This window comes from Kitasatospora sp. NPDC023176 (genome assembly GCF_055560495.1).
Genome location: NZ_JBVHIP010000023.1, coordinates 73,744 through 94,213, shown reverse-complemented (window position 1 = coordinate 94,213; position 20,470 = coordinate 73,744). Strand labels below are relative to the sequence as shown.

Sequence of the window (20,470 nt, the reverse complement as noted above, 5' to 3'; positions counted from 1 at the left end):
GTGTCCCTGACCGGAACCCAGCTGCCCCCTGTGGCGGTGGTGGGCATGGCGGTACTGCTGCCCGGCGCGCCCGACCTGGCGGCCTACTGGCGGAACCTGGTCGACGGCGTCGACGCGATCACGGACGTCCCCGAGGGGCGTTGGGACGCGGAGTACTACGACCCGGAGGCCGCCTTTGGGCCGGCCGCGCCGGACCGGCTGTACTGCCGGCGCGGCGGCTTCGTCGACGGGCTGGCCGAGGTGCAGCCGACCCGGTTCGGCCTGATGCCGAACTCGCTCGCCGGCACCGAGCCCGACCAGCTGATCGCGCTCCAGGTCGCCGCGGCGGCCATCGCCGACGCCGGCGGAGCCGACCGTCTCCCGGACCGCGACCGGATCGGGGTGGTGCTGGGCCGCGGCGGGTACCTGACGCCGGGCCTGGTCCGGCTCGACCAGCGCGTGCGCAGCGCGCACCAGCTGGTCCGCACCCTCGGCGAGCTGCTGCCAGAACTGACCGACACTCAACTACACCGCGTGCGAGAGGCGTTCGTGCGGCGGCTTGGGCCGGACCAGCCGGAGTCGGCGATCGGCCTGGTGCCGAACCTGACCGCCTCCCGGCTGGCCAACCGGCTCGACCTGCGCGGCCCCGCCTACACCGTGGACGCGGCCTGCGCGTCGTCGCTCGTCGCGGTGGACCAGGCGGTGGGCGAGCTGGCGAGCGGACGCTGCGACGCGGTCCTCGCGGGCGGGGTGCACCACTGCCACGACGTCACGCTGTGGAGCGTGTTCGCCCAGCTGCGGGCGCTCTCCCCGAGCCAGCGGATCCGCCCGTTCCACCGGCAGGCCGACGGCATCCTGATCGGCGAGGGCACCGGCGTGGTGGTGCTCAAGCGGCTCGCTGACGCCGAGCGCGACGGGGACCGCGTCTACGCGGTGATCCGGGGTACCGGGGTGGCCGGCGACGGCCGGACAGCCGGGCTCACCAACCCCGACCCCGGCGGGCAGAGCCGGGCGGTGCGGGCGGCCTGGAGGACGGCCGGGCTCGACCCGGCCGCGCCCGACGCGCTCGGCCTGCTGGAGGCGCACGGCACCGCGACCCCGGCTGGCGACGCCGCCGAACTCACCACGCTGGCCGCAGTGTTCGGCCGGGCGTCGGAGGGTTCGGAGCGCTCGGTGCTCGGCTCGGTCAAGTCGATGATCGGCCACACCATGCCGGCCGCCGGCATCGCGGGCCTCGTCAAGGCGGCGCTCGCGGTGCACCACGGGCTGCTGCTGCCCACGCTGCACTGCGACGACCCGCACCCGGCCCTGGCCGCGACCCGCTTTCGCACCATCGGCGCGGCACAGCCCTGGGAGCCCGGTCCGGGCCCGCGGCGCGCGGCGGTGAACGCCTTCGGCTTCGGCGGTATCAACGCCCACGTGGTGCTGGAGCAGGCCCCCGATGCAGGCTCCTCGCCCGCTCTTGCGCCCGTGCGGCCGGCTGTCGTGGCCGAGCCCGAGCGGGTGCTGCGGCTGGCCGCCGACGGGCCGGAGCAGCTGGCGCAGCTGCTGGCGGCCGGGGACTCCGCCGTCCTGGCCGCCGGCCTGCCCGAGCGGGGCGGCCCCGCGCCGCGCTGCCGCGTGGCGATTGTCGACCCGACCGCCAAGCGGCTGGCGCTGGCCCGGCGGGCGGTGAGCCGCGGCCGGGCCTGGCGCGGGCGCAACGACGTCTGGTTCGCACCGCGCCCCCTGCTCGGGGAGCACGCGACCGGGCGGGTGGCGTTCCTCTTCCCCGGACTGGAGGGCGAGTTCACCCCCCGGGTGACGGAGGTGGCCGACCACTTCGGCCTGCCCCGCCCACTCGGCGCCGACACCGCACATGTGGGCGACGTCGCCCGGCACGGCGCCGGGGTGGTCGGTGTCGGCCGGCTGCTGGACGCCGCGCTGCGCCGGATCGGCGTGCGGCCGGACGGCGTCGCCGGGCACAGCGTCGGCGAGTGGACGGCGATGATCTGCGCCGGGCTGCAATCCGGCGCCGCGGTGGACTCCTTCCTGAACACCTTCGACCCCGCCTCGCTGCACGTTCCCGGCCTCGCCTTCGCCGCCCTCGGCACCTCGGCGGCCAAGGTGCTCGACGCGCTGGCGACGGTGGAGGGCCTGGCGGAGGTGGTGCTGTCGCACGACAACGCGCCGCAGCAGGCGATCGTCTGCGGCCCGGAGCAGCCGGTCGCCGAGCTGGTCCGGCACTTCCGCGCCCGCGGCATCCTCGGCCAGGTGCTGCCGTTCCAGTCGGGCTTCCATACCCCGATGCTGGGGCCGTACCTTGCGCCGATCCGGGAGGCCGCCGAGCGCTTCGAACTCCACCGGCCCACCGTGACGGTGTGGTCGGGGACGACCGCGGCGCCCTTCCCGGCCGGTGAGGCCGAGGTGCGTGCGCTGTTCCTGCGTCACCTGCTGGAGCCGGTTCGGTTCCGACCGCTGGTCGAGGCGATGTACGAGGCCGGGTTCCGAGCCTTCGTCCAGGTCGGCACCGGGCAGCTGGGCTCACTGGTGGGCGACACCCTGGGCGAGCGCGAACACCTGGTCGTCACCGCCAACTCCCCGCACCGGGACGGGCTGGCGCAACTGCGCCGGGTCGCCGCGGCGCTCTGGGCGGACGGCGCCTCGCCGGACGCCGCCGCCCTGCTGCCCACCGCCCCCGAGCAGCGCCCGCACCCGGCCGTACCGGTCGACCTCGACAGCGCGCTGGTCTCGCTGGACCCGACCGCGCTCACCGCCCTGCGATCCGAACTGGGTTCCGCCACGGGGACGGTGTCCACGCCGCCGGTCGGCGAACTGGCCGCGCTCGCGGCCCGCTTCCCGGTGGCGGCCGAACTCGGCGCGCTGCTAAGGGAGACCGAGCGGACGGCGGCCGAACTGATCGGCGCGCGGCGGCGGTTCAGCCCCGCCCCGGCACTCGCGACACCCCGGACCGAACCGCCCCGGGCCGGCAGGCTGCGGATCTCCGTGGACACCATGCCGTACTTGCTGGACCACTGCTTCTTCCGCCAACGGCCGGGCTGGCCCGAGGTGTCGGACCGCTGGCCAGTGGTCCCCGCCACCACGATCATCCAGCACCTGATGGACGCCGCCGAGCGGGCCGCCCCAGAGCGGGTCACCGCCGCGCTGTCCGACCTGCGGTTCGAGCAGTGGGTACCGGCCGCCACGCCGCTGGACGTGGAGATCACCCTCAAGGACGCCGGGCCGGGCCGCCTCGCCGCCTCCTTCGGCAAATTCGCCGACGGAACGGTCGAACTGACGCATCGGTACGATCAGCCGCCCGCCCCCTGGCCGGTGCAACCCACCGCCGAACGAACCCCGGACCTCACCGCCGCCGGGCTCTACCAGGAGCGCTGGATGTTCCATGGCCCGGCGTTCCAGGGCGTGACCGAACTGACCGCGATCGGCGAGAACCACGTCCGCGGCGTGATCACGGTACCCGCCGCCCCGGGCGCGCTGCTCGACAACGTCGGCCAGCTGCTCGGCTACTGGATCATGGCCACCCGCACCGACCGTTCCGTGGTCTTCCCGGTCGGCATCCGCCGACTGTGCTTCTACGGGCCGCCACCCGAGCCCGGCACCCGGCTCCCCTGCCACATCCGGATCACCGCCCTGACCGACGAAACCCTCGAAGCCGAGGTGCAACTGCAGTCCGGCGGCCGGGTCTGGGCGCAGGTGCAGGGCTGGCAGGACCGGCGCTTCGACGGCCACCCCGACACCAGACCGACCGAACGCTTCGTGGAGCGCGCGACGCTCTCCCGGCCGCAACCCGGCGGCTGGGTGCTGCTGCACGAGCGCTGGCCGGACCTCGCCTCCCGCGACCTGATCATGCGCAACCACCTGGGCTCCGCCGAGCGCGCCCGCTACGAGCAGCAGCCGCCCCGGACGCGCCGGGCCTGGCTGCTGGGCCGGATCGCGGCGAAGGACGCGATCCGACGCCTGCTGTGGGCCGAGGACGGGCGCCGGCCGTTCCCCGCCGAGATCGAGGTACTCAACGACCCGTCCGGCTGGCCCCTGGTCCGCGGCCTGCACGGCCTGCGACTGCCCGAGCTGGAGGTCTCGCTGGCCCACCGCCCGGAGATCGCGGTGGCCGTCGCCAGACCGGCCCGGCCCGCTGGCGCACCCCGCGTCGGCATCGACATCGAGGAAGTCACTCCGCGCCCGGCCGAGACGCTCCAGGTCGCGCTCGGCCAGGCGGAGTTGGAGCTGCTGGCCGCCTGCCGGGCCGGCGACGGCGAGCCCGAGGCCCTGTGGTTCACCCGGTTCTGGGCCGCGAAGGAGGCCGCGGCCAAGGCCGAGCGGACCGGACTCAGCGGCCGGCCGCGCGACTTCACGGTGGTTGCCGCGGAACCGTCCGCACTGCTCGTCGCCGCCGACGGGCCCGACGGCCCCCGCACCCACCGGGTGCGCTGCGCCCGCCTCAGCAGCCCACCCGACCTGCCGCCCCGGCAGTACGTGGTGGCCTGGACCACCGACGACCTCGACCATTCCCACCACCCCGAGCATCCTGAAGGGAACCGAGCCAAGTGACCATCAGCGAACAGCCCACGGGCCTGCGCCCGCCCACCGAGCCGGAGGTCCTGGCCGAGCTCGCCGGCATGCTGACCGTGGTGCTCGACGATTGTGGCCTGGACGACGCGGAGGTCACCATGCAGACGCGGTTCACCGAGGACCTCGGCCTGGAGAGCATCGACCTGGTCACACTGGCCGGACAGCTGCGGGAGCGCTGGGGCGACCGGATCAACTTCGCCGAGTTCGTCGCGGGCATGGAGCTCGACGAGATCATCGGCCTGACCGTCGGCCGCCTGGTCGAGTACGTGGTCGACCGACTCCAGCCCGGAGAACGGGCCTGACCATGACCTTCGTCGACCTCGACGGCCTGCGCTGCCACGTACAGCGGCTCGGCCCGCAGGACGGCCGTCCGCCCGCCGCCACGGCCGTCCTGCTGCACGGGCTGCTCACGGACAGCCTCGCCAGCTTCTACTTCACCCTCGCTCCCGCCCTCGCCGCGGCCGGCGTCGAGGTGCTGATGTACGACCAGCGCGGCCACGGCCGCACCGCCCGGCCGCCCGCCGGCTACCGGCTGGAGCAGTTCGTCGGCGATCTGGAGCGGCTGCTGGACCGGCTGGCCGTCACCGACCGGGTGCACCTGGTCGGCAACTCCTTCGGCGGCACGGTGGCCTTCGGCCTGGCCTCCCGCCGGCCGTCCCAGGTGGCCGGCATCCTCGCGATCGAGTCGGAGCCGGCCTCACCCGGGTGGGCCGGCAAGCTGGACGGCATCCTGCGGCGCTCCGAGCAGCACCTGCGCGACGAGGACACCCTCGCCTGGGTCGCCACCCAGCGCGGCGCGCACACCGCCCGGCTGGCCCGCTCGGCCGGGGCGCTGCTGGCCGGCACCTCGCTGGCCCGGGACATCCCGGCGAGCCGGCTGCCCGCCGAAGCGGAACTGCGGGCGATCCACTGCCCGGTCCTGGCCGTCTACGGCAGCGAGTCCGACCTGGCCGACCAGGCCGCCTGGCTGGACGCCCTGCTGCCCGACTGCCGCAGCGTCGTGGTGCCGGGCCAGGAGCACTCCATCCTCATCGAAGCCCCGGATGTGGTACGCGAGTTGACGCTTTCCTGGTTCGCCGGGCACGGCGTCGCGCTGCGCGGCCCGCGGGCCGGGCAGCGGCTGCAACCCCCGGTGGCCAAGAGGAGCCTGGTGTGAGCCGGGTGCTGTTCGTCGTCCCGCCGCTGGTCGGGCACGTCAACCCGACCGTGGGCGTCGCGGCCGAGCTCGCCGCCCGCGGGCACACGGTCGCCTGGGCCGGACTGCCGGAGCTGGTCCGCCCGCTCGCCGGGCCGGCGGCCGAGGTGTTCCCCTGTGCGGTCGCTCCCGGAGCAGAGCCCGGCAGCGCCGTGCGACGGCCGCCGGAGCTGCGCGGCACGGCGGCGCTGAAGTTCCTCTGGGAAGACTTCCTGGTCCCGCTCGCCGAGGCAATGGCTCCCGGAGTGGCTTCGGCGGTGGCCGACTTCGAGCCCGACCTCCTGGTGGTCGACCAGCAGGCGCTGGCCGGCGCGCTGGTCGCCGAGCGGCTCGGCCTGCCGTGGGCCACCTCGGCGACCACCTCCGCCGAGTTCACCGGCGCGCTGGACGGCATGCCGCTGGTCAAGGCCTGGATCTCCGGCCTGCTGACCGACCTGCGCCACCGCCTCGGCGACCCGGCCAGCGCCGCCGACCCGCGCTTCTCCCCGCGCCTCGTCCTCGCCTTCACCACAGCCGAGTTGGCCGGCCCGCAGGCAGACCGCCAGGTCTGCTTCGTCGGCCCCTCGATCGCCGGACGCCCAGCCTCCACAGCGTTCCCGTGGGAGTGGCTGGCCCCGGACCGGGCCACCGTGCTGGTCACCCTCGGCACGGCCAACACCGACGTCGGCGCAGCCTTCCTGGCTGATGGTCAGACGGCCTTGCGCGCCCGGTCCGACCGCCTCCAGGCGGTGATCGTCGACCCTGGCGGCGTCCTCGGCGAGCCGGCGGCCGACCCGAACGTCCTGGTGCTGCCGTTCGTGCCGCAGCTCCAGCTGCTGGCGCACTGCTCGGCCGTGGTCTGCCATGCCGGACACAACACGGTCTGCGAGGCACTGTGGCATGGCGTGCCGCTGGTGGTCGCGCCGATCCGGGACGACCAGCCGGTAGTCGCCGGCCAGGTGGTGGCGGCCGGCGCCGGTGTGCGGGTGCGCTTCGGCCGCAGCAGCGCGGACCGCCTCGGCCAGGCCGTGGACATGGTGCTGGACGACCCCGGGCACCTCGCCGCCGCCCGGCGTATCGCCGCTTCCTTCCGGGCGGCCGGCGGCGCGGCCCGCGCCGCCACCCAGGTGGAACGGCTGCTCCGCGAGGTCCCGCAGGCGTCGGAGAGGAGAGCGCGTTGACCACCGCCGAAACCGGGCCCGCGGACCGCGGCGCGCAGGTCGCCGCCCGGCGTCCCGCCTACCAGGCCGAACTGGCCGACGGCACCGGCCGGTTCTTCGAACCGCGCCGCACCACCTGCCCGTGGTGCGAGTCCGCCCGGCTGACCGTCCGGCTGCGCACCACCGACCTGCTCCAGCACAAGCCGGGCCGCTTCGTGCTGGACGCCTGCCAGGACTGCGGGCACGTCTTCCAGAACCCCCGACTCAGCAGCGCGGGCCTGGAGTTCTACTACCGTGACTTCTACGACGGCCTCGGCGAGCAGCGCCTCGGCGGCATGTTCGGCACCCGGGCGGCCGCCTACCGCGGCCGCGCGCGGTCCGTCACCGCGTTCGCCCCCGCCCCCGGCAGCTGGCTGGACGTCGGCACCGGCCACGGACACTTCTGCGAGACCGCCCGCGGGCTCTTCCCCGACACCGCCTTCGACGGCCTGGATCTCACCGAGGGCGTCGAGCTGGCCGAGCGGCGCGGCCGACTGCGCCGCGGCTTCCGGGGCTCCTTCCCCGCGCTGGCGCCCGAACTCGCCGGGCAGTACGACGTCGTCAGCATGTTCCACTACCTGGAGCACAGCACCGACCCGGCCCGCGAACTCGCCGCCGCCCGACAGGCGTTGCGCCCGAACGGCCTGCTCCTGATCGAGGTGCCCGACCCCGGGAGCCGCTACGCCCGGCTGCTCGGCCGCTGGTGGCTGCCCTGGCTACAACCCCAGCACCTGCATCTCGTGCCGGTGGCCAACCTGCGCCGCCGCCTGGGCGAGCTGGGCTTCACCGTCCTGTTCGAACAGCACCGCGAACCGCACGACCCGATCGACCTGCTGGCCGCCTGCTGGCTCCTGCTGGACGAGATCGCACCGCGCGAGGACGCACCCTGGCTGCCCGGCAGCCCGCCGAGCCGCCCGAGCCGGGCGCTGCGGACCGCGATCCTCCTGGCCGGCGCGCCCGTCCTCCTGCTGGCCGCCCTGCTCGACCGCCTGATCGCCCGCATCGCGGGCCGCACCGGACTGTCCAACGCCTACCGGCTGCTCGCCCGCCGCGCCGAACCAGGCTCATGAATGCCGGCGGACCGGCAGGTGTTCGAGCTCTGAAGGACTCTGTTGCTCAATTCGCTTTGGTCCGGCCGTGAGTCGGTAGCTGCGGCGGGTGAGGTTGCTGCTCCGGGTGTGGTCGCGGGGCTGGGCGGTCCAGTGGGCGTCGAGTCTGATCACGTTGATCGCGGGGCGGAGAAGGTGTGTTGGAGGCGAACTTTCGGCAGCAGGCCGCGGTAGCGGTGTTCCTGGACCTTTTTCCAAATGGCGTCGTTCCGCTGGAGGATCGACCTCATCGTCACCACCCCCGGCCTCGCCGACGGCTGCATCGCCGCCTACGTCGAACGCGCCGACTACTTCACGGCGACGGCGGTCGGCCGGATCGTCGACGCCACGCTCCGCAGCATCGACGACTTCGCCGCCGGCCGCACCAACGAGAACATCCTCGCGCCGGACGCCCCAAAGGCCTGAGTGACCACCCATTCAATTATCGGATCAAATGAATTCTATTGATGAATCCCACTCCCCACATTCCCCTTCCGCCACTTCGTACACAGTTATCCCGTACACGCAGTGGTATTTTCTCGCACCCCTCGACACCGTTCCCCCGGTATGGGATAGTCACCTCGAACCGCCTGGTATTGAGGAGTGCACGGTGCCCGTTTCCAGGAGATTGATCTCGCCCGAGGGGCGCGTCTGGGAGACCGACGAAATCGTGTCCCGGATGTTCGGCGCCACCGAATCCCTTTCCCACCGCGGTGTCGGACCCGGTTCACGGGTGATGATGAGCGGGGCCAATTCCCTGGAATGGGTCGTCGTTCTGCTCGCACTCGTCCACCTCGACGCCTCGGTGGTCCTGGCCGATCACCGGGCCGCACCGGCCCAGCGGTCGCGGATCCGCGCCCAGGCGCGCGTGGTGCTCGACGTCGGCGAGGGTGGGGGCGACACCGTGGCGCCGCTCGGCATGTCGGACGCGACGGCCGGGCCGGATCTCGCGCGCTGGGCCCGGCGCCGGGACGCCGCGATCTCGTGGTCGTCGGGCACGACGGGCAGCCCCAAAGGCATCGTCCGCTCCGGCCGTTCGATCCTGGACAACCTCGCGCTCAGTGCGGAGCGCATGGGGTACCGACCGGACGAGGTCTTCCTGCCCGTCCTGCCGTACTCCCACCAGTACGGCTTGTCGCTGGTGCTCTGCTGGTGGCTGGGCGGCGGCACGCTGGTGGTCTACGGGCCGACGACGCGGCTGGACCGGGCGTTCGCGATCGGCGTCGAGCACGGCCTCTCCGTCGTCGACGGCGCGCCGTCGACCTACTACAGCCTGCTCAACCTGCTCGACCACCGCCCCGCCCTCGCGGACGCGCTGGGGGCGGTACGGGCCTGGTGCGTGGGCGGCGCGCCGCTGGGGCGCACGCTGGCCGCCCGGTTCCACGCCCGCACCGGGCGGCACCTGCTCGACGGGTACGGGGCGACCGAGGTGGGGAACATCGCGCTCGCACCGCCCGGCGATCCGGTCGGCTGCGGCACGCCCCTGCCCGGGGTGGTCGTCGAGGTCCACGACGACCGGGGCCGGCCGCTTCCCCCCGGCCGACTCGGCGAACTCGTGGTCCGCAGCGACGGGTTGATGACCGGCCGGCTCGGCGAGGACGGCGAGATCGTCCCGGTTTCGAGCCCCGTGCACCGCACCGGCGACATCGGCCTGCTCGACGGCGCCGGCCGGGTCTTCCCGATCGGGCGCAAGCACGCCGTGCACCGCGACGGTCACACCCTCTATCCCGACCAGCTCGCCGAACAGGCCGAGGAGGCCGGCGCACAGACGCAGGTCGTCGCCGTCCCCGACGCACGCCTGGGCAGCCGCCTGGTGTTCGTGATCGCGGACCCGGACGGGCACGAACCCGCGTACTGGAAACGACTGTTGCGCCCCGCGCTCGCCCGCTACGAGCAGCCCGACCACATCCTCGTGCTGCCCTCGCTGCCCCTCACGAACACCGGAAAGCCCGACCGGGCCGCCCTGGAGACCATCGCCATGACCTCGCTCTCCGCCTCGAACCGCACGACCCCCGACGTCACCGCGCCCGCCTCGACCGTCGACGCGACGGGCTACCGCGTCCCCTTCGCCGACCGGGTCGGCGCGGTGCGCGCGGTGCGCCGGTACGTGGCCGACCACGAGGACGAGGTGCTGAGGATCCTCACCGAGACCTCGCCCCTCCACACCGCCGAGGCGGAGATCCGTTCGTTCCTCGCCACCCTGGACGGGGCGGAGGAGGAGATCCGCCGGGTCCGGCCCTGCCACGTGCCCCGGGCCGCGGTCTTCATGCCCTCCAACATTCCGCTCTATTCCTACGCGCTCTACATGCTCATAGCCTCCCTTTACAGCGAGAGAATCACCTTTCGCCCGTCCTCCGAGACGAAAAGCCAGATGCAACGCCTGCACGATCTGCTGGCATCGGTGCACGGCTTGCCGATCGACCTTTCCGAGCTAAGCCAGCGAAAGTTCGTGACGGGACCGGTGCGCGAGGCGGACCTGATCGTCTTCACCGGCGACTACGCTAATGCCGAGACCGTCCGCGAAGGGCTGGCAGAGGACCAGCTCTTCCTGTTCTTCGGCCGCGGCATCAACCCCTTCGTGATCGCACCCGACGCCGACTTCACCCGCGCCGTGCACGACCTCACGAGGATCCGGCTCTACAACTCGGGCCAGGACTGTTTCGGTCCCGACGTCGTGTTCACGCCGAAGCGCCGCACCGAGGAATTCGTCGACCTGCTGTCCGCCAAGCTGACCTCGCTGCGCTTCGGGCAGAACGGCGACCCCGTCGCCGACTACGGCCCGATCTTCTCCGACTCGGCGCTGGTGAACTGCTCGGACTACCTGGTGCGGCACACCCACCGCATTCGGCACGGCGGGCGCCTCGACCTGCCGTCCCGCAGGATCGAGCCGACCGTGCTGCTGTGGGGCTTCCACGACAAGATCCCGCTCGCCGAGATGTTCGCCCCGGTGTTCAACGTCGTGGCCTACCCCAGCGCGCGGCTGCTGCGGGAACGGCTGGCGACCCCCTACTTCAGCGAGCGCGCGCTGGGAGCGATGCTCTACGGGAACGACCCGGAGACGGTGGACGTCCTGGCCAAGCGGCACCGGATCTGCGTCAACCACACGCTGCTCGACGCCGAGGACGGCAACCGCCCGTTCGGCGGGTTCGGGATCAGGGCGAACTACGTCTCCTACGGCGGCGAGCGGCACGCCGAACCGCTGCTCATGTCGCAGGCCGTGGCGCGGAACCTGTCGACTGCCGCCCCTGCCGCCCCTGCCGCGGCGATCGGGGACTGAGGTGAGCAAGGTGAGCAAGCGGTACCCCGACGCGTGGTCCGCGATCGTTGACCTGCTGGTGGCGAACGGCGTGGACACCTGCTTCGGACTCCCCGGCGACGACCTGGAGTTGCTCCGCGCCCTCGACGCCGCCGGCCTCGACCTCGTCCCCTGCCGTGACCAGCGCAACGCGATGTACATGGCGACCGGCTACGCGCTGCAGTCCGGTCGGCCCGCCGTCTGCGCACTCGGCAAGGGCCCGGCCGTCACCCACGCCGCCACGGGCCTGCTGGAGGCGCGGGAGTCCGGCGCGCCGGTGCTCGTGCTGGCCGCCGGTGGGCCCGAACGCCGCCGGGGCAGCGGCGGCTTCCAGGAACTCGACCAGGTCGCCGTCACCGCACCGCTCGTGCGGTGGGCCCACCGGGTCGGGCATCCGGACCGGGTCGTCCCCGCGACGGTGACGGCGCTGACCCGAGCCGTCGGCCCGCCCCCCGGGCCGGTGTACCTGGAGATCCCCGACGACGTCCGCACGGCGGAGATCACCGTCACCGGGCCGCCGCCGACGCTGCCCGAACCGCTGCTCCCCGACTCCGTGCCCGTGGCGCCGGGACGGGCCCTGGCGGCGATCCGCAGGAGCCGGCGTCCGGTGCTGCTGGTGGGCGGCGGGATGCGGCACCGCAACGGCGGTGGCGTGGTCGAACGCTTCGCCGAACGCCTCGGCGCGGCACTCTTCACCACCGCCTCCGGCCGCGGTGCCGTCGACGAGCACCACCCGCTGTTCTGCGGCCTGGCCGGCCTCTACGCCGCCGCTCCCGCCCGCGCGTTGTGGTCCTCCTGCGACCTGGTGGTGTCCCTCGCCGGGCGACTGGAGGAGACGGTCGTCGACGGCGGCACACCCTGGCCGCCGGTCCCGGTGGTACAGGTCAACGTGGATCCGGCCGGGCTGTCCGCCGAGTTCGCCGGCCCGCGCGTGCTCGGCGACGCCCGGCACGCCGTGCTCGGCTGGTCGCGGGCGCTGGACGAGGACGGCCGGGCCACCGAGCAGTGGGGGAAGCGGATCGCCGATGCCCGTACGGCCATGTCGCTGGCGGTGGAGGCCGAACTGGCCCGCGCGGCGGCGCTGCCGGGGATCCGGATCGCCGAGCTGCTCGCCGCGCTCGACGCCACCTCCGGCGAACTCCGCGTCCTGGTGCAGGAGAACGGGCTGCAGGACATGTGGTCCTACGGCTTCCCGTTCCACGTCGGCGGCGGGTCCGTCGTGCCGTCCGAGCAGACCCCGCTGGGTTTCGGCGCGGCCGCGGCCATCGGGGTCAAGCGGGCCGCCCCCGACCACGAGGTCACCGCGTTCGTCGGGGACGGCGCGTTCCTCGCGGCCCGCGCGGACATCGCCGTCACCGCTGCGGCCCACGGCGGCGTGCTGTACGTGGTGTTGTGCAACGGCGGCTACGGCTGGCTGGACGCCCAACGTTCCCGCCTCGGGCTCGACGCCGAACGCCACCCCTTCACCCGCCCCGGCGCGCCGCCGCCCGCCGTGGACGGGTCGGACCTCCACTACCGGGTGCTGCGCGACAAGGCCGCGCTGACCGGGGAGATCCACGCCGCGCGAAAGTTCTGCGCCCGGGGCGGCACCGCTGTGCTGATGGTGCCGGTCGCACCCGACGACATCCTGCCGGCCCTCCGCGACGCCGAGGTGGTTCCCCAGTGACGGACGTGAGGAAGGAGCGGAGCGACGCCGGGCGCAGCCCGTCCCGGCGCCGGGTGGTGGTCACCGGGTACGGCGCGGTGACGCCGCTCGGCCACAGCGTCGACGAAACGTGGACGGCGCTGCTGGCCGGGCGCAGCGGCATCGCCACCGTGGACGCGATCGCCGTGCCCGGTCTGGACGTCCGGATCGGCGGACAGGTCCGCGGCTTCGCGCCCGGCCGCTACATGCCGCCGATGGTCAGCCGCCGCGCCGACCCGTACGCGCAGTACGCCCTCGCCGCGGCGCTGGAGGCGTGCGCGCACGCCGGGCTCGTCGTCGACGACGTCCTGGCGCCGCGGGTCGCCGTGGTCATCGGCAGCGGCTACGGCCCGGTCGGCTCGATCTACCGCGCCGCGAACACGCTGCGCGACCGGGGGCCGCGGGGCATCAGCCCGTTCACCCAGGTCACCACCGCCATGGACAGCGCCGCCTGCGAGATCAGCATGCGGCTCGGCACCCAGGGGCCCAGCCGGGCCCAGAGCACGGCGTGCGCCAGCGGCGCGGACGCGGTCGGCGCGGGGATGCGCATGATCGGCCACGGGGAGGCCGACATCGTCCTCGCCGGCGGCGCCGACGCCTGCGTCACCACCGTCGACCTCGCGGGCAGCGGCAACGCCCGCGCGCTGTCCAAGCGCAACGACGACCCGGCCGCGGCGTGCCGGCCGTTCGACGCGCGGCGGGACGGGTTCGTGATGAGCGAGGGAGCCGCCGTGGTGGTGTTGGAGGCCGCCGAGGTGGCCGAGCGGCGAGGAGCGACGGCGCTGGCCGAACTCGCGGGCTACGGGGCGAGTTCCGACGCCCATCACTGGACCGCCCCGCACCCCGCGGGCCGGGGCGCGTGCCTCGCCGTCGAGGCGGCGCTGCGCGACGCGGGCATCACGGGAGCGGACGTGGACTACGTCAACGCTCACGGCACTGGAACGCTGCTGAACGACGCCACCGAGGCGGCCGTCCTGCGCAAGGTGCTGGGCGACCGTGTCACCCGGATCCCGGTCAGCTCCACCAAGTCGATGACCGGGCACATGATCGGCGCCGCCGGAGCGGTCGAGCTCGTGGTGTCGATCCAGGCCCTCCGCACGGGCGACGTCCCGCCGACCGTCAACTGCGACGACCCCATCGACCCGGACATCAACTTCGTCCCGCACCGGGCGCAGCACCACGAGCGGATGCGGATCGCGCTCAGCACCTCGTTCGGCTTCGGCGGCCACAATGCCGCCCTCGTGGTCCGAGCCGTGTGAGGCGGCGACCGTGAACCACGTCCCGGAGCCGAGTTCGCGCCCCGCCACCGCCATCCGCAGCGGACCGCTGACCTGGGTCCAGCAGTGGCACTGGTTCGAACGCACCATCCCCCCGTCGCGTCGGGTCAACCCGACACCGCTCGCCGACCACTGCCACGTCCCGCCCCCGGCGACCGTCGCCGACGTCCACGCGGCGCTCACCTCCCTCACCGCCCGCCACGAGGCGCTGCGCAGCACCGTCGACCCGCTCCGTCCGGTCCAGCACGTCCACCGCGCGGACTGGGCGCCGCTGCCGGTCGACCGGCTCGACGTCCCCGTCGTCGACGCCGACACCCTGGCGGCCGCCACTGCGGCGCTGGCCGCCCGTCCGATCGATCCCGAGCGGAATCCACCCTGGTTCGCCAGGGTGCTGCTCGAAGCGGGGAAGCCGCGCGCGGTCCTGATGGCCGCCCACCACGTGCTGATCGACGGTTGGGCGCTGGCGGTGGTGCTCGGCCAGCTGCACGAGCGACTGCGCGGTACCGGCGCACCGACGAACACCGGCGTGCACCCGCTCGACACGGTCGCCGCCCAGTCCCCGGACCGGGCCCGCGCGGCGGAGCGCGAGTGGCTCGCGCGGCTCGCGAACAACCCGACCGGCGTGCTGGCGCCGTTCGGCGGGGCCGACCGCGGTTCAGGGCGCCACCGCCTCCAGCACCGCTCGGTGGCCGCGTACGACGACCTCGTCCGCGTCGCCCGGCGCCATCGGGCCAGCCCGGAGGTCGTCGTGCTCGCCGCGCTGGCCCACGACGTCGCCACCCGTACCGGCGAACACCGGTTCCTCGCCTCGGTGGTGGTGTCCAACCGGGCCCGGGCCGCCCATCGGCACAGCGTCGGTGTCCGGGCCCTGACGGTGCCGGTGCAGATCGCCCTCCGCCCGGGCGCGGCGTTCGGTGCGGTGATCGCCTCGGTCGCCGCCGCCTCCGCCGCGGGGTACCGGTACGGTCACTGGCGCCCCGCCGAACTGGTCGCCGCCCAGGCGCGGTTGGACCGTCGCCGCGGCGTCGTGTCCGTGCCCGCCATCGAGTACAACTGCTACTCGTGGCCGCGTGACTACCTGGTCCCCGGGCTGAGCGCGCCGTCCGACTGCTGGATCAGCAGCGCGCCCGACGAGCCCTGCGACACGCTCTACGTCGATCTCGCCCTCGACGGGGGCGCCGTCACCCTCGACGTCATGGTCGGGGACCACCTGCTGGACGCCGGGCAGGCCGCCGCGCTGCCCGTCCGGGTGTGCGCGCTCCTGCGCGCGGTCGCAGACGGTGCCGAGTGCCCGGTCCCGGCGGGCCCGCCCGCACCGGCCGCCCCCGGCTGGTGGCGCGCCCCGCAGGGGTGGGTGCGCCCGGCCGTGGTCGAGGAGGTGGTGCGCGGCCATCCCGGCGTGCTCGACGTGACGGTGGCGCCCGGCGGGGACGGCGACGAGCCGCACCTCGTCGCCCGCGCTCGCACCGACCGCGGTGTCACCCCCGCCGACCTGCACCGCCACGTCCTGGACCACCTGGACGAGGTGCCCGGCCTGATCGCCCCGGGCCGCTACCTGCTGTCGACGGCCGACCGGTCCACCACCACCGACACCGGCACGCCGCGGATCCCTGCGCGCCCGCCCGCGACGGGCGCCGAACGGGCCCTGGCCGCCGCCGTGGCCACCGTCGCACCGAGCAGTTCGGTCGGCCCCGACGCCGTGGACTTGAACCGCTGCCTCGCCGACCACGGAGTGACCCTGGTCGGCGTCCCCCGGCTGCTGGCGCTGCTCCACCGGTCCGGCTTCACCGGGATCGCCTCGGACGAGCTGGCCGGCCGGGCCTCGCTCGGGCGGCTCGCCACAGCCCTGGAGCCCTTGCCACCCCGCGCCCACCGTGGAGGAGAGACCCCGCCATGACCAGGCCCCGCGCCGCCGCACCCTCCGCCGACCGCCTGGCCCCGTGGGCCTTCGACGCCTTCGTCGAGGCGAACACCCACGACACGGCGTACCGCCCGCCGGTGGTGGACGGCCCGGTCGGGCCGACCATCGTCCGCAACGGCCGCGAGCTGGTGAACTTCGCCAGCATCAGCTTCCTCGACCTGGACCGCCACGTCCCGGTGCGGCGGCACTTCGCGGAGGGGGCGCTCGCCCACGGGCTGAGCACCAGCGGATCCAGGATGACCCAGGGGATCTGCCGCCCGCACCAGGTGCTGGAGGAGACGATCGCCCGCCACACCGGCAAGGAACGGGCCATCAGCTTCGCCACCGGACTGCTGGCCAACATCGGGTTCGTCCACGCGATGAGCAGTTCCGCACACTTCGACACCGGGATCGAGGTGCGCAACCGCGACACCGTCTTCGTCGTCGACCGGGACGTCCACTGGAGCATCTGGAAGGGCCTCCAGGGGCTCGGCTTCGGCCGCACCGTTCACGCGTTCCGGCACAACGACGTCGGGGACCTGGCCCGCATCCTGGACCGGGTCCGCGCCCGCAAGACCGTGGTGATCGCGGAGAGCATCTACTCGGCCGACGGCACCATGGGGCCGATCGTGGAGATCCTCGACGAGTGCGACCGGCACGGCGCCGTCAGCATGATCGACGACGCGAACGGCTTCATGGTCTACGGGCCGGAGAACCGTCCCTACGCCCGGGATGCGGCCGCGATCCGGGAGCGGGCCGACTTCGTCATGGTGTCCCTGTCGAAGGCCGTCGGCCTGGAGGGCGGCGCGATCGCCGGGCCGGCGGCGGCCATCGACGCCTTCGAACTGCTCTCCGGCACCTCGATGTTCACCGCCGCCATCCAGCCGCCGACCGCCTACACCGCCGAGCGTACGATCGCCGTCCTCGCCGACAACCCCGGGATCGTCGACGACTACCTGGCGCACGCCGCCCGCCTGCGCCGGCAGATGCGCGAGGCCGGCACGCCGACGACGCCGACCGAGTCGTACATGCTCTCGGTGCCGGTCGGCAACGACGCCGCCGCCCTGCAGATGCGGGAGTGGTTCGTCGAGGACGGCTACCTCGTCCCGGTCTTCTCCTACCCGGCCGTCTCCCGCAACCAGGCCCTGCTGCGACTGTTCCCGCACGCGGGCCACACCGAGGAGCAGCTGGACGGCTTCCTGCGCACCCTCCTCACCTACCGGCGGCGCCTCGGTCTCTGACGTCCCCGCCGACACCCGCCAACCGACCTGCAGAGCACACCCGGTGGCCGGCTCACCCCGGCCCCGTCCCAAGAGGGAGGAACTCCTGGTGGACACCACCGACATCCTCAACACCGTCGTCGCGATCGTCGAGGAGGTCCTCGGCGTCGCCCCCGCCGAGGTGAGCGCCGAGACGTCGTTCACCGACGACCTCGACGTCGACTCCCTGGCGATGGTGGAGATCACCGTGGCCGTCGAGGACAGGTTCGAGCTGACGATCCCCGACGACCGGACCGCGGGGCTGCGGACCGTCGGCGACGTGGTCGACTACCTCGCCGACCACCGGCGACCGTAGGCCGGGCGGCCGTGAGTGTCCTCGACCGCTTCCGGCTGGACGGTCGCGTCGCCGTGGTCACCGGCGCCTCCTCCGGGCTGGGTGTCGCCTTCGCCACCGCGCTGGCCGAGGCCGGCGCCGACGTGGTGCTCGGGGCGCGGCGCGCCGACCGGCTGGAAGCCGTGCGCGCGGCCGTCGAGCAGCTCGGCCGCCGAGCCGTCGCCGTGCGCACCGACGTCGCCGAGCCGGCGGACTGCCGCGCACTGGTCGACGCGGCCGTGCGCGCGTTCGGGCGGGTGGACATCCTGGTCAACAACGCCGGGATCAGCCGGGAACAGCCCGCGACGGAGGAGACGCCGGAGCAGTTCCGCGAGGTCATCGACACCAATCTGCACGGCTGTTACTGGATGGCCCAGGCCGCGAGCCGGGTGATGCCGCCCGGCGGTGCCATCGTCAACGTGTCGAGCATCCTCGCGCTGGTCACCGGCGGTCTGCCACAGGCCGCCTACTCGGCGTCGAAGGCCGGGCTGCTCGGGCTCACCCGCGACCTCGCCCAGCAGTGGACCCCCGGCCGGGGCATCCGAGTGAACGCCCTCGCGCCGGGCCTCTTCCCCTCCGCGATGACCGACGGCTACGCCGAGGGCTACCTGGAGGCGATGATGCCGCGGGTGCTCTCGGGCCGGATCGGGCGGCCGGAGGAACTGGCCGCAGCCCTGGTCTTCCTCGTCTCCGACGCCGCGTCCTACATCACCGGCGCCACCCTGACGGTCGACGGGGGTACCCACATCGCCTAGCCACAGCCGGCGCGCCCGGTATGAACCTGAGAGCGGAGGTGTTCACGGTGCTGATCGGTGAGCCACGCGGTCATCCTCGCGAACCGCTCGGCGCTGCGCACCTGCGCCGCCTGATCGTGGGCCAGGCGCTGGCGGCCGTGGTCGACGCGCTGTTCATCGTCTGGCTCACGCTCTACGTGCTGGAACGGTCGGAACCCGGCTTCGCCACCGGGCTCGTGCTCGTGGCCGTCGCACTGCCGCGCGTGCTGCTCCTGCCGCCCGGGGGCGTACTGGTCGACCGCCTCGGTCCCGCCCGGGTGGTGGCCGGCGCCGCCTGGCTCCGGGTCGCCGTCCTGCTCGCCCTCTCCGCGTCGGTCGCCGGCGCCTCGCCCTCGCTGCCGACGGTCGCGGTGCTCGGCGGGCTGTTCGGCGCCGCCGACGCCGCGTACTTCCCCGCAGCGCTGGCGCTGCTTCCCGCCCTCGTGCCGACCGAGAAGCTGGCCCGGGTCAACGGGCTGGTGCAGGGCGCGGAGTCCACGGGCGATCTGGTCGGCCCGGCGGCGGCGGCCGGGTGCGTCGCCGCGGTCGGCTTCACCGCGACGCTCGGCGGGATCGTGGCGATGGCCGCGCTGGCCGCCGTCGCCCTCGGCACGCTTGTCCGGGCGGTACGGCGCGGAGGTTCGGTGCCGGGCGCCGTCGACGGTGAGGCGTTCAGCAGCGCCCGCGCCCTGCACGCGGGCCTGGGGTACGCCTGGCGGGACCCACTGGTGCGCGGGCTGCTGGCCGCCATCGCCCTGATCAACATCGCGGTGGTGGGCCCCGTGCTCGTGGGCGGCGCGGTGCTCGCCGACCAACGCCTCGGCGGCGCGGGCGCCCTGGGCGTCGTACTCTCCGGCTTCGGCGCCGGCTCGGTGGCCGGCTCCCTGGTGGCCGGGTGGCGGCCGCCGGCCCGGCGCGGCCGGGCCGTGGTCGCCGGTGTCGCGGCGATCGGCGCGGGCATGGTCGGGCTCTCCGCCGCCGGCGACGTTGCCGCCGCGACGGCGGTCGTCTCCCTCGTCGGCCTCGGCTCCGGGTTCCTCGGCGTGGTCGTCGTGGCCACCCTGCAGGAGCGCGTGCCCGAGCACCTGCTCGGACGGGTGCTCAGCCTCGTCGTGCTGGCCACCGTGGCGTTCGAACCGTTCTCCTACGTGCTGGCCGGCGCCCTGCTCCCGTACGGCACGACGACGCTGTTCCTGCTCTGCGGCAGCGCCGTCCTGGTCTGTGCCGGCCTGGTCGCCACCAGTCCGGCGATCCGCTCGCTGCGGTGACCGCGAAGCCCCGGCAGCCGATGAACTCCATGGTCGGGAGTGGTGTGACCAGGCGGTGGCCTCGTCGTAGAGGGTGCGGGTCTTGAGGCAGCCGTGGAGGATGCCGACGAGGCGGTTGCCGAGCTGGCGCAGAGCGGGGTGGTAGTCCAGGTCCCGGGCTTGATCTTCGGCCCAGTCGTCACCGATGAACAACACCAGCTTCCGCCCCTTCGCCCTCGTCCAGTCATGATGCGCAGCCTGCGGAAGGCACGGCTCGCGCCCTAATGGATCCAGTGCTCACGCCCGACCACCCGGCGGGCACGCCATCCCATCAGAAGTCAGGCCTCCCGGCCGACCAGCAGGGGCACGGTCCGACAAGAAGAGCTCAACTGGCTCCGGTGAGAGTAGTGCTCACCTACTGGCGGCTACGGACCGTAGTCTCCCTCACAGCCCGTCGAGTCCCATGAGGTGCAGTGGTGTGGTTCGGGTTCTGGGGCGGGTTGGCCGCATATCGAGCAGGCGCCGGTCCAGGTGGCCAGGAGGGACTGACCGATCGAAACATAGTCCGACTGCATGACCCCACCACGAGCCCGTTGCCGCCGCGCGCCCGATATCCCTGACCGCCGCCGGTCGGGCTCCGGACCGCCGACGCTCCCGCCACTCACCCTTTCGGGCTTCGCGCATGGCGGCGG

14 protein-coding genes and 1 pseudogene are annotated in these 20,470 nt (G+C 73.9%); 14 read left to right on the top strand and 1 reads right to left on the bottom strand.

What is annotated here, in order from left to right:
* The 14 genes from ACZ3YL_RS27540 to ACZ3YL_RS27475 all read left to right on the top strand — a co-directional run bounded on the left by ACZ3YL_RS27540 (nucleotide 1) and on the right by ACZ3YL_RS27475 (nucleotide 19,799).
* Complete coding sequence (locus ACZ3YL_RS27540) at nucleotides 1-4,527, top strand: beta-ketoacyl synthase N-terminal-like domain-containing protein (protein ID WP_465660212.1); 4,527 nt, start codon at nucleotides 1-3, stop codon at nucleotides 4,525-4,527.
* A gap of 68 nt (nucleotides 4,528-4,595) precedes the next feature.
* Complete coding sequence (locus ACZ3YL_RS27535; protein ID WP_188306996.1) at nucleotides 4,596-4,850, top strand: acyl carrier protein; 255 nt, start codon at nucleotides 4,596-4,598, stop codon at nucleotides 4,848-4,850.
* Nucleotides 4,851-4,852: 2 nt separating this feature from the next.
* A complete protein-coding gene (locus tag ACZ3YL_RS27530) occupies nucleotides 4,853-5,704 on the top strand; it encodes an alpha/beta fold hydrolase (protein WP_465660211.1) in 852 nt (283 codons plus the stop codon).
* Complete coding sequence (locus ACZ3YL_RS27525) at nucleotides 5,701-6,903, top strand: glycosyltransferase (protein ID WP_188306959.1); 1,203 nt, start codon at nucleotides 5,701-5,703, stop codon at nucleotides 6,901-6,903. The genes ACZ3YL_RS27530 and ACZ3YL_RS27525 overlap by 4 nt, the downstream gene beginning before the upstream one ends.
* Nucleotides 6,900-7,991 (top strand): class I SAM-dependent methyltransferase, encoded by a 1,092-nt coding sequence (locus ACZ3YL_RS27520; protein WP_188306960.1) that lies wholly within the window; start codon nucleotides 6,900-6,902, stop codon nucleotides 7,989-7,991. The genes ACZ3YL_RS27525 and ACZ3YL_RS27520 overlap by 4 nt, the downstream gene beginning before the upstream one ends.
* Nucleotides 7,992-8,228: 237 nt before the next feature.
* Entirely contained in the window at nucleotides 8,229-8,435 is a 207-nt protein-coding gene (locus tag ACZ3YL_RS27515) for a hypothetical protein (protein WP_188306961.1), read from the top strand.
* A 28-nt stretch (nucleotides 8,436-8,463) separates the two neighbouring features.
* The gene (locus ACZ3YL_RS27510) at nucleotides 8,464-11,286 is read left to right on the top strand and encodes an aldehyde dehydrogenase family protein (RefSeq protein WP_465660210.1); all 2,823 of its coding nucleotides are present in this window, start codon (nucleotides 8,464-8,466) and stop codon (nucleotides 11,284-11,286) included.
* 10 nt (nucleotides 11,287-11,296) lie between these two features.
* Nucleotides 11,297-12,970: a thiamine pyrophosphate-binding protein gene (locus ACZ3YL_RS27505; protein ID WP_465660209.1), complete on the top strand. Its 1,674-nt coding sequence runs from the start codon at nucleotides 11,297-11,299 to the stop codon at nucleotides 12,968-12,970.
* Nucleotides 12,967-14,247 carry a beta-ketoacyl-ACP synthase II gene (fabF, locus tag ACZ3YL_RS27500; RefSeq protein WP_317621245.1) on the top strand — a complete coding sequence of 427 codons (1,281 nt, stop codon included), beginning with the start codon at nucleotides 12,967-12,969 and terminating at the stop codon, nucleotides 14,245-14,247. Before ACZ3YL_RS27505 ends, fabF begins: the two co-directional genes overlap by 4 nt.
* Before the next feature lie 10 nt (nucleotides 14,248-14,257).
* A complete protein-coding gene (locus tag ACZ3YL_RS27495; RefSeq protein WP_465660208.1) occupies nucleotides 14,258-16,162 on the top strand; it encodes a condensation domain-containing protein in 1,905 nt (634 codons plus the stop codon).
* Entirely contained in the window at nucleotides 16,159-17,406 is a 1,248-nt protein-coding gene (locus tag ACZ3YL_RS27490; RefSeq protein ID WP_465660207.1) for an aminotransferase class I/II-fold pyridoxal phosphate-dependent enzyme, read from the top strand. The genes ACZ3YL_RS27495 and ACZ3YL_RS27490 overlap by 4 nt, the downstream gene beginning before the upstream one ends.
* A gap of 85 nt (nucleotides 17,407-17,491) precedes the next feature.
* The gene (locus tag ACZ3YL_RS27485) at nucleotides 17,492-17,740 is read left to right on the top strand and encodes an acyl carrier protein (protein ID WP_188306999.1); all 249 of its coding nucleotides are present in this window, start codon (nucleotides 17,492-17,494) and stop codon (nucleotides 17,738-17,740) included.
* A gap of 11 nt (nucleotides 17,741-17,751) precedes the next feature.
* The gene (locus tag ACZ3YL_RS27480; protein ID WP_465660206.1) at nucleotides 17,752-18,513 is read left to right on the top strand and encodes an SDR family NAD(P)-dependent oxidoreductase; all 762 of its coding nucleotides are present in this window, start codon (nucleotides 17,752-17,754) and stop codon (nucleotides 18,511-18,513) included.
* A gap of 20 nt (nucleotides 18,514-18,533) precedes the next feature.
* Nucleotides 18,534-19,799 (top strand): MFS transporter, encoded by a 1,266-nt coding sequence (locus ACZ3YL_RS27475; RefSeq protein WP_465660205.1) that lies wholly within the window; start codon nucleotides 18,534-18,536, stop codon nucleotides 19,797-19,799.
* 12 nt (nucleotides 19,800-19,811) lie between these two features.
* Here the strand turns inward: ACZ3YL_RS27475 and ACZ3YL_RS27470 are convergent.
* Nucleotides 19,812-19,943, bottom strand: a pseudogene (locus ACZ3YL_RS27470) (IS110 family transposase); the annotation flags it as partial.
* Between the last annotated feature and the right edge of the window lie 527 nt (nucleotides 19,944-20,470).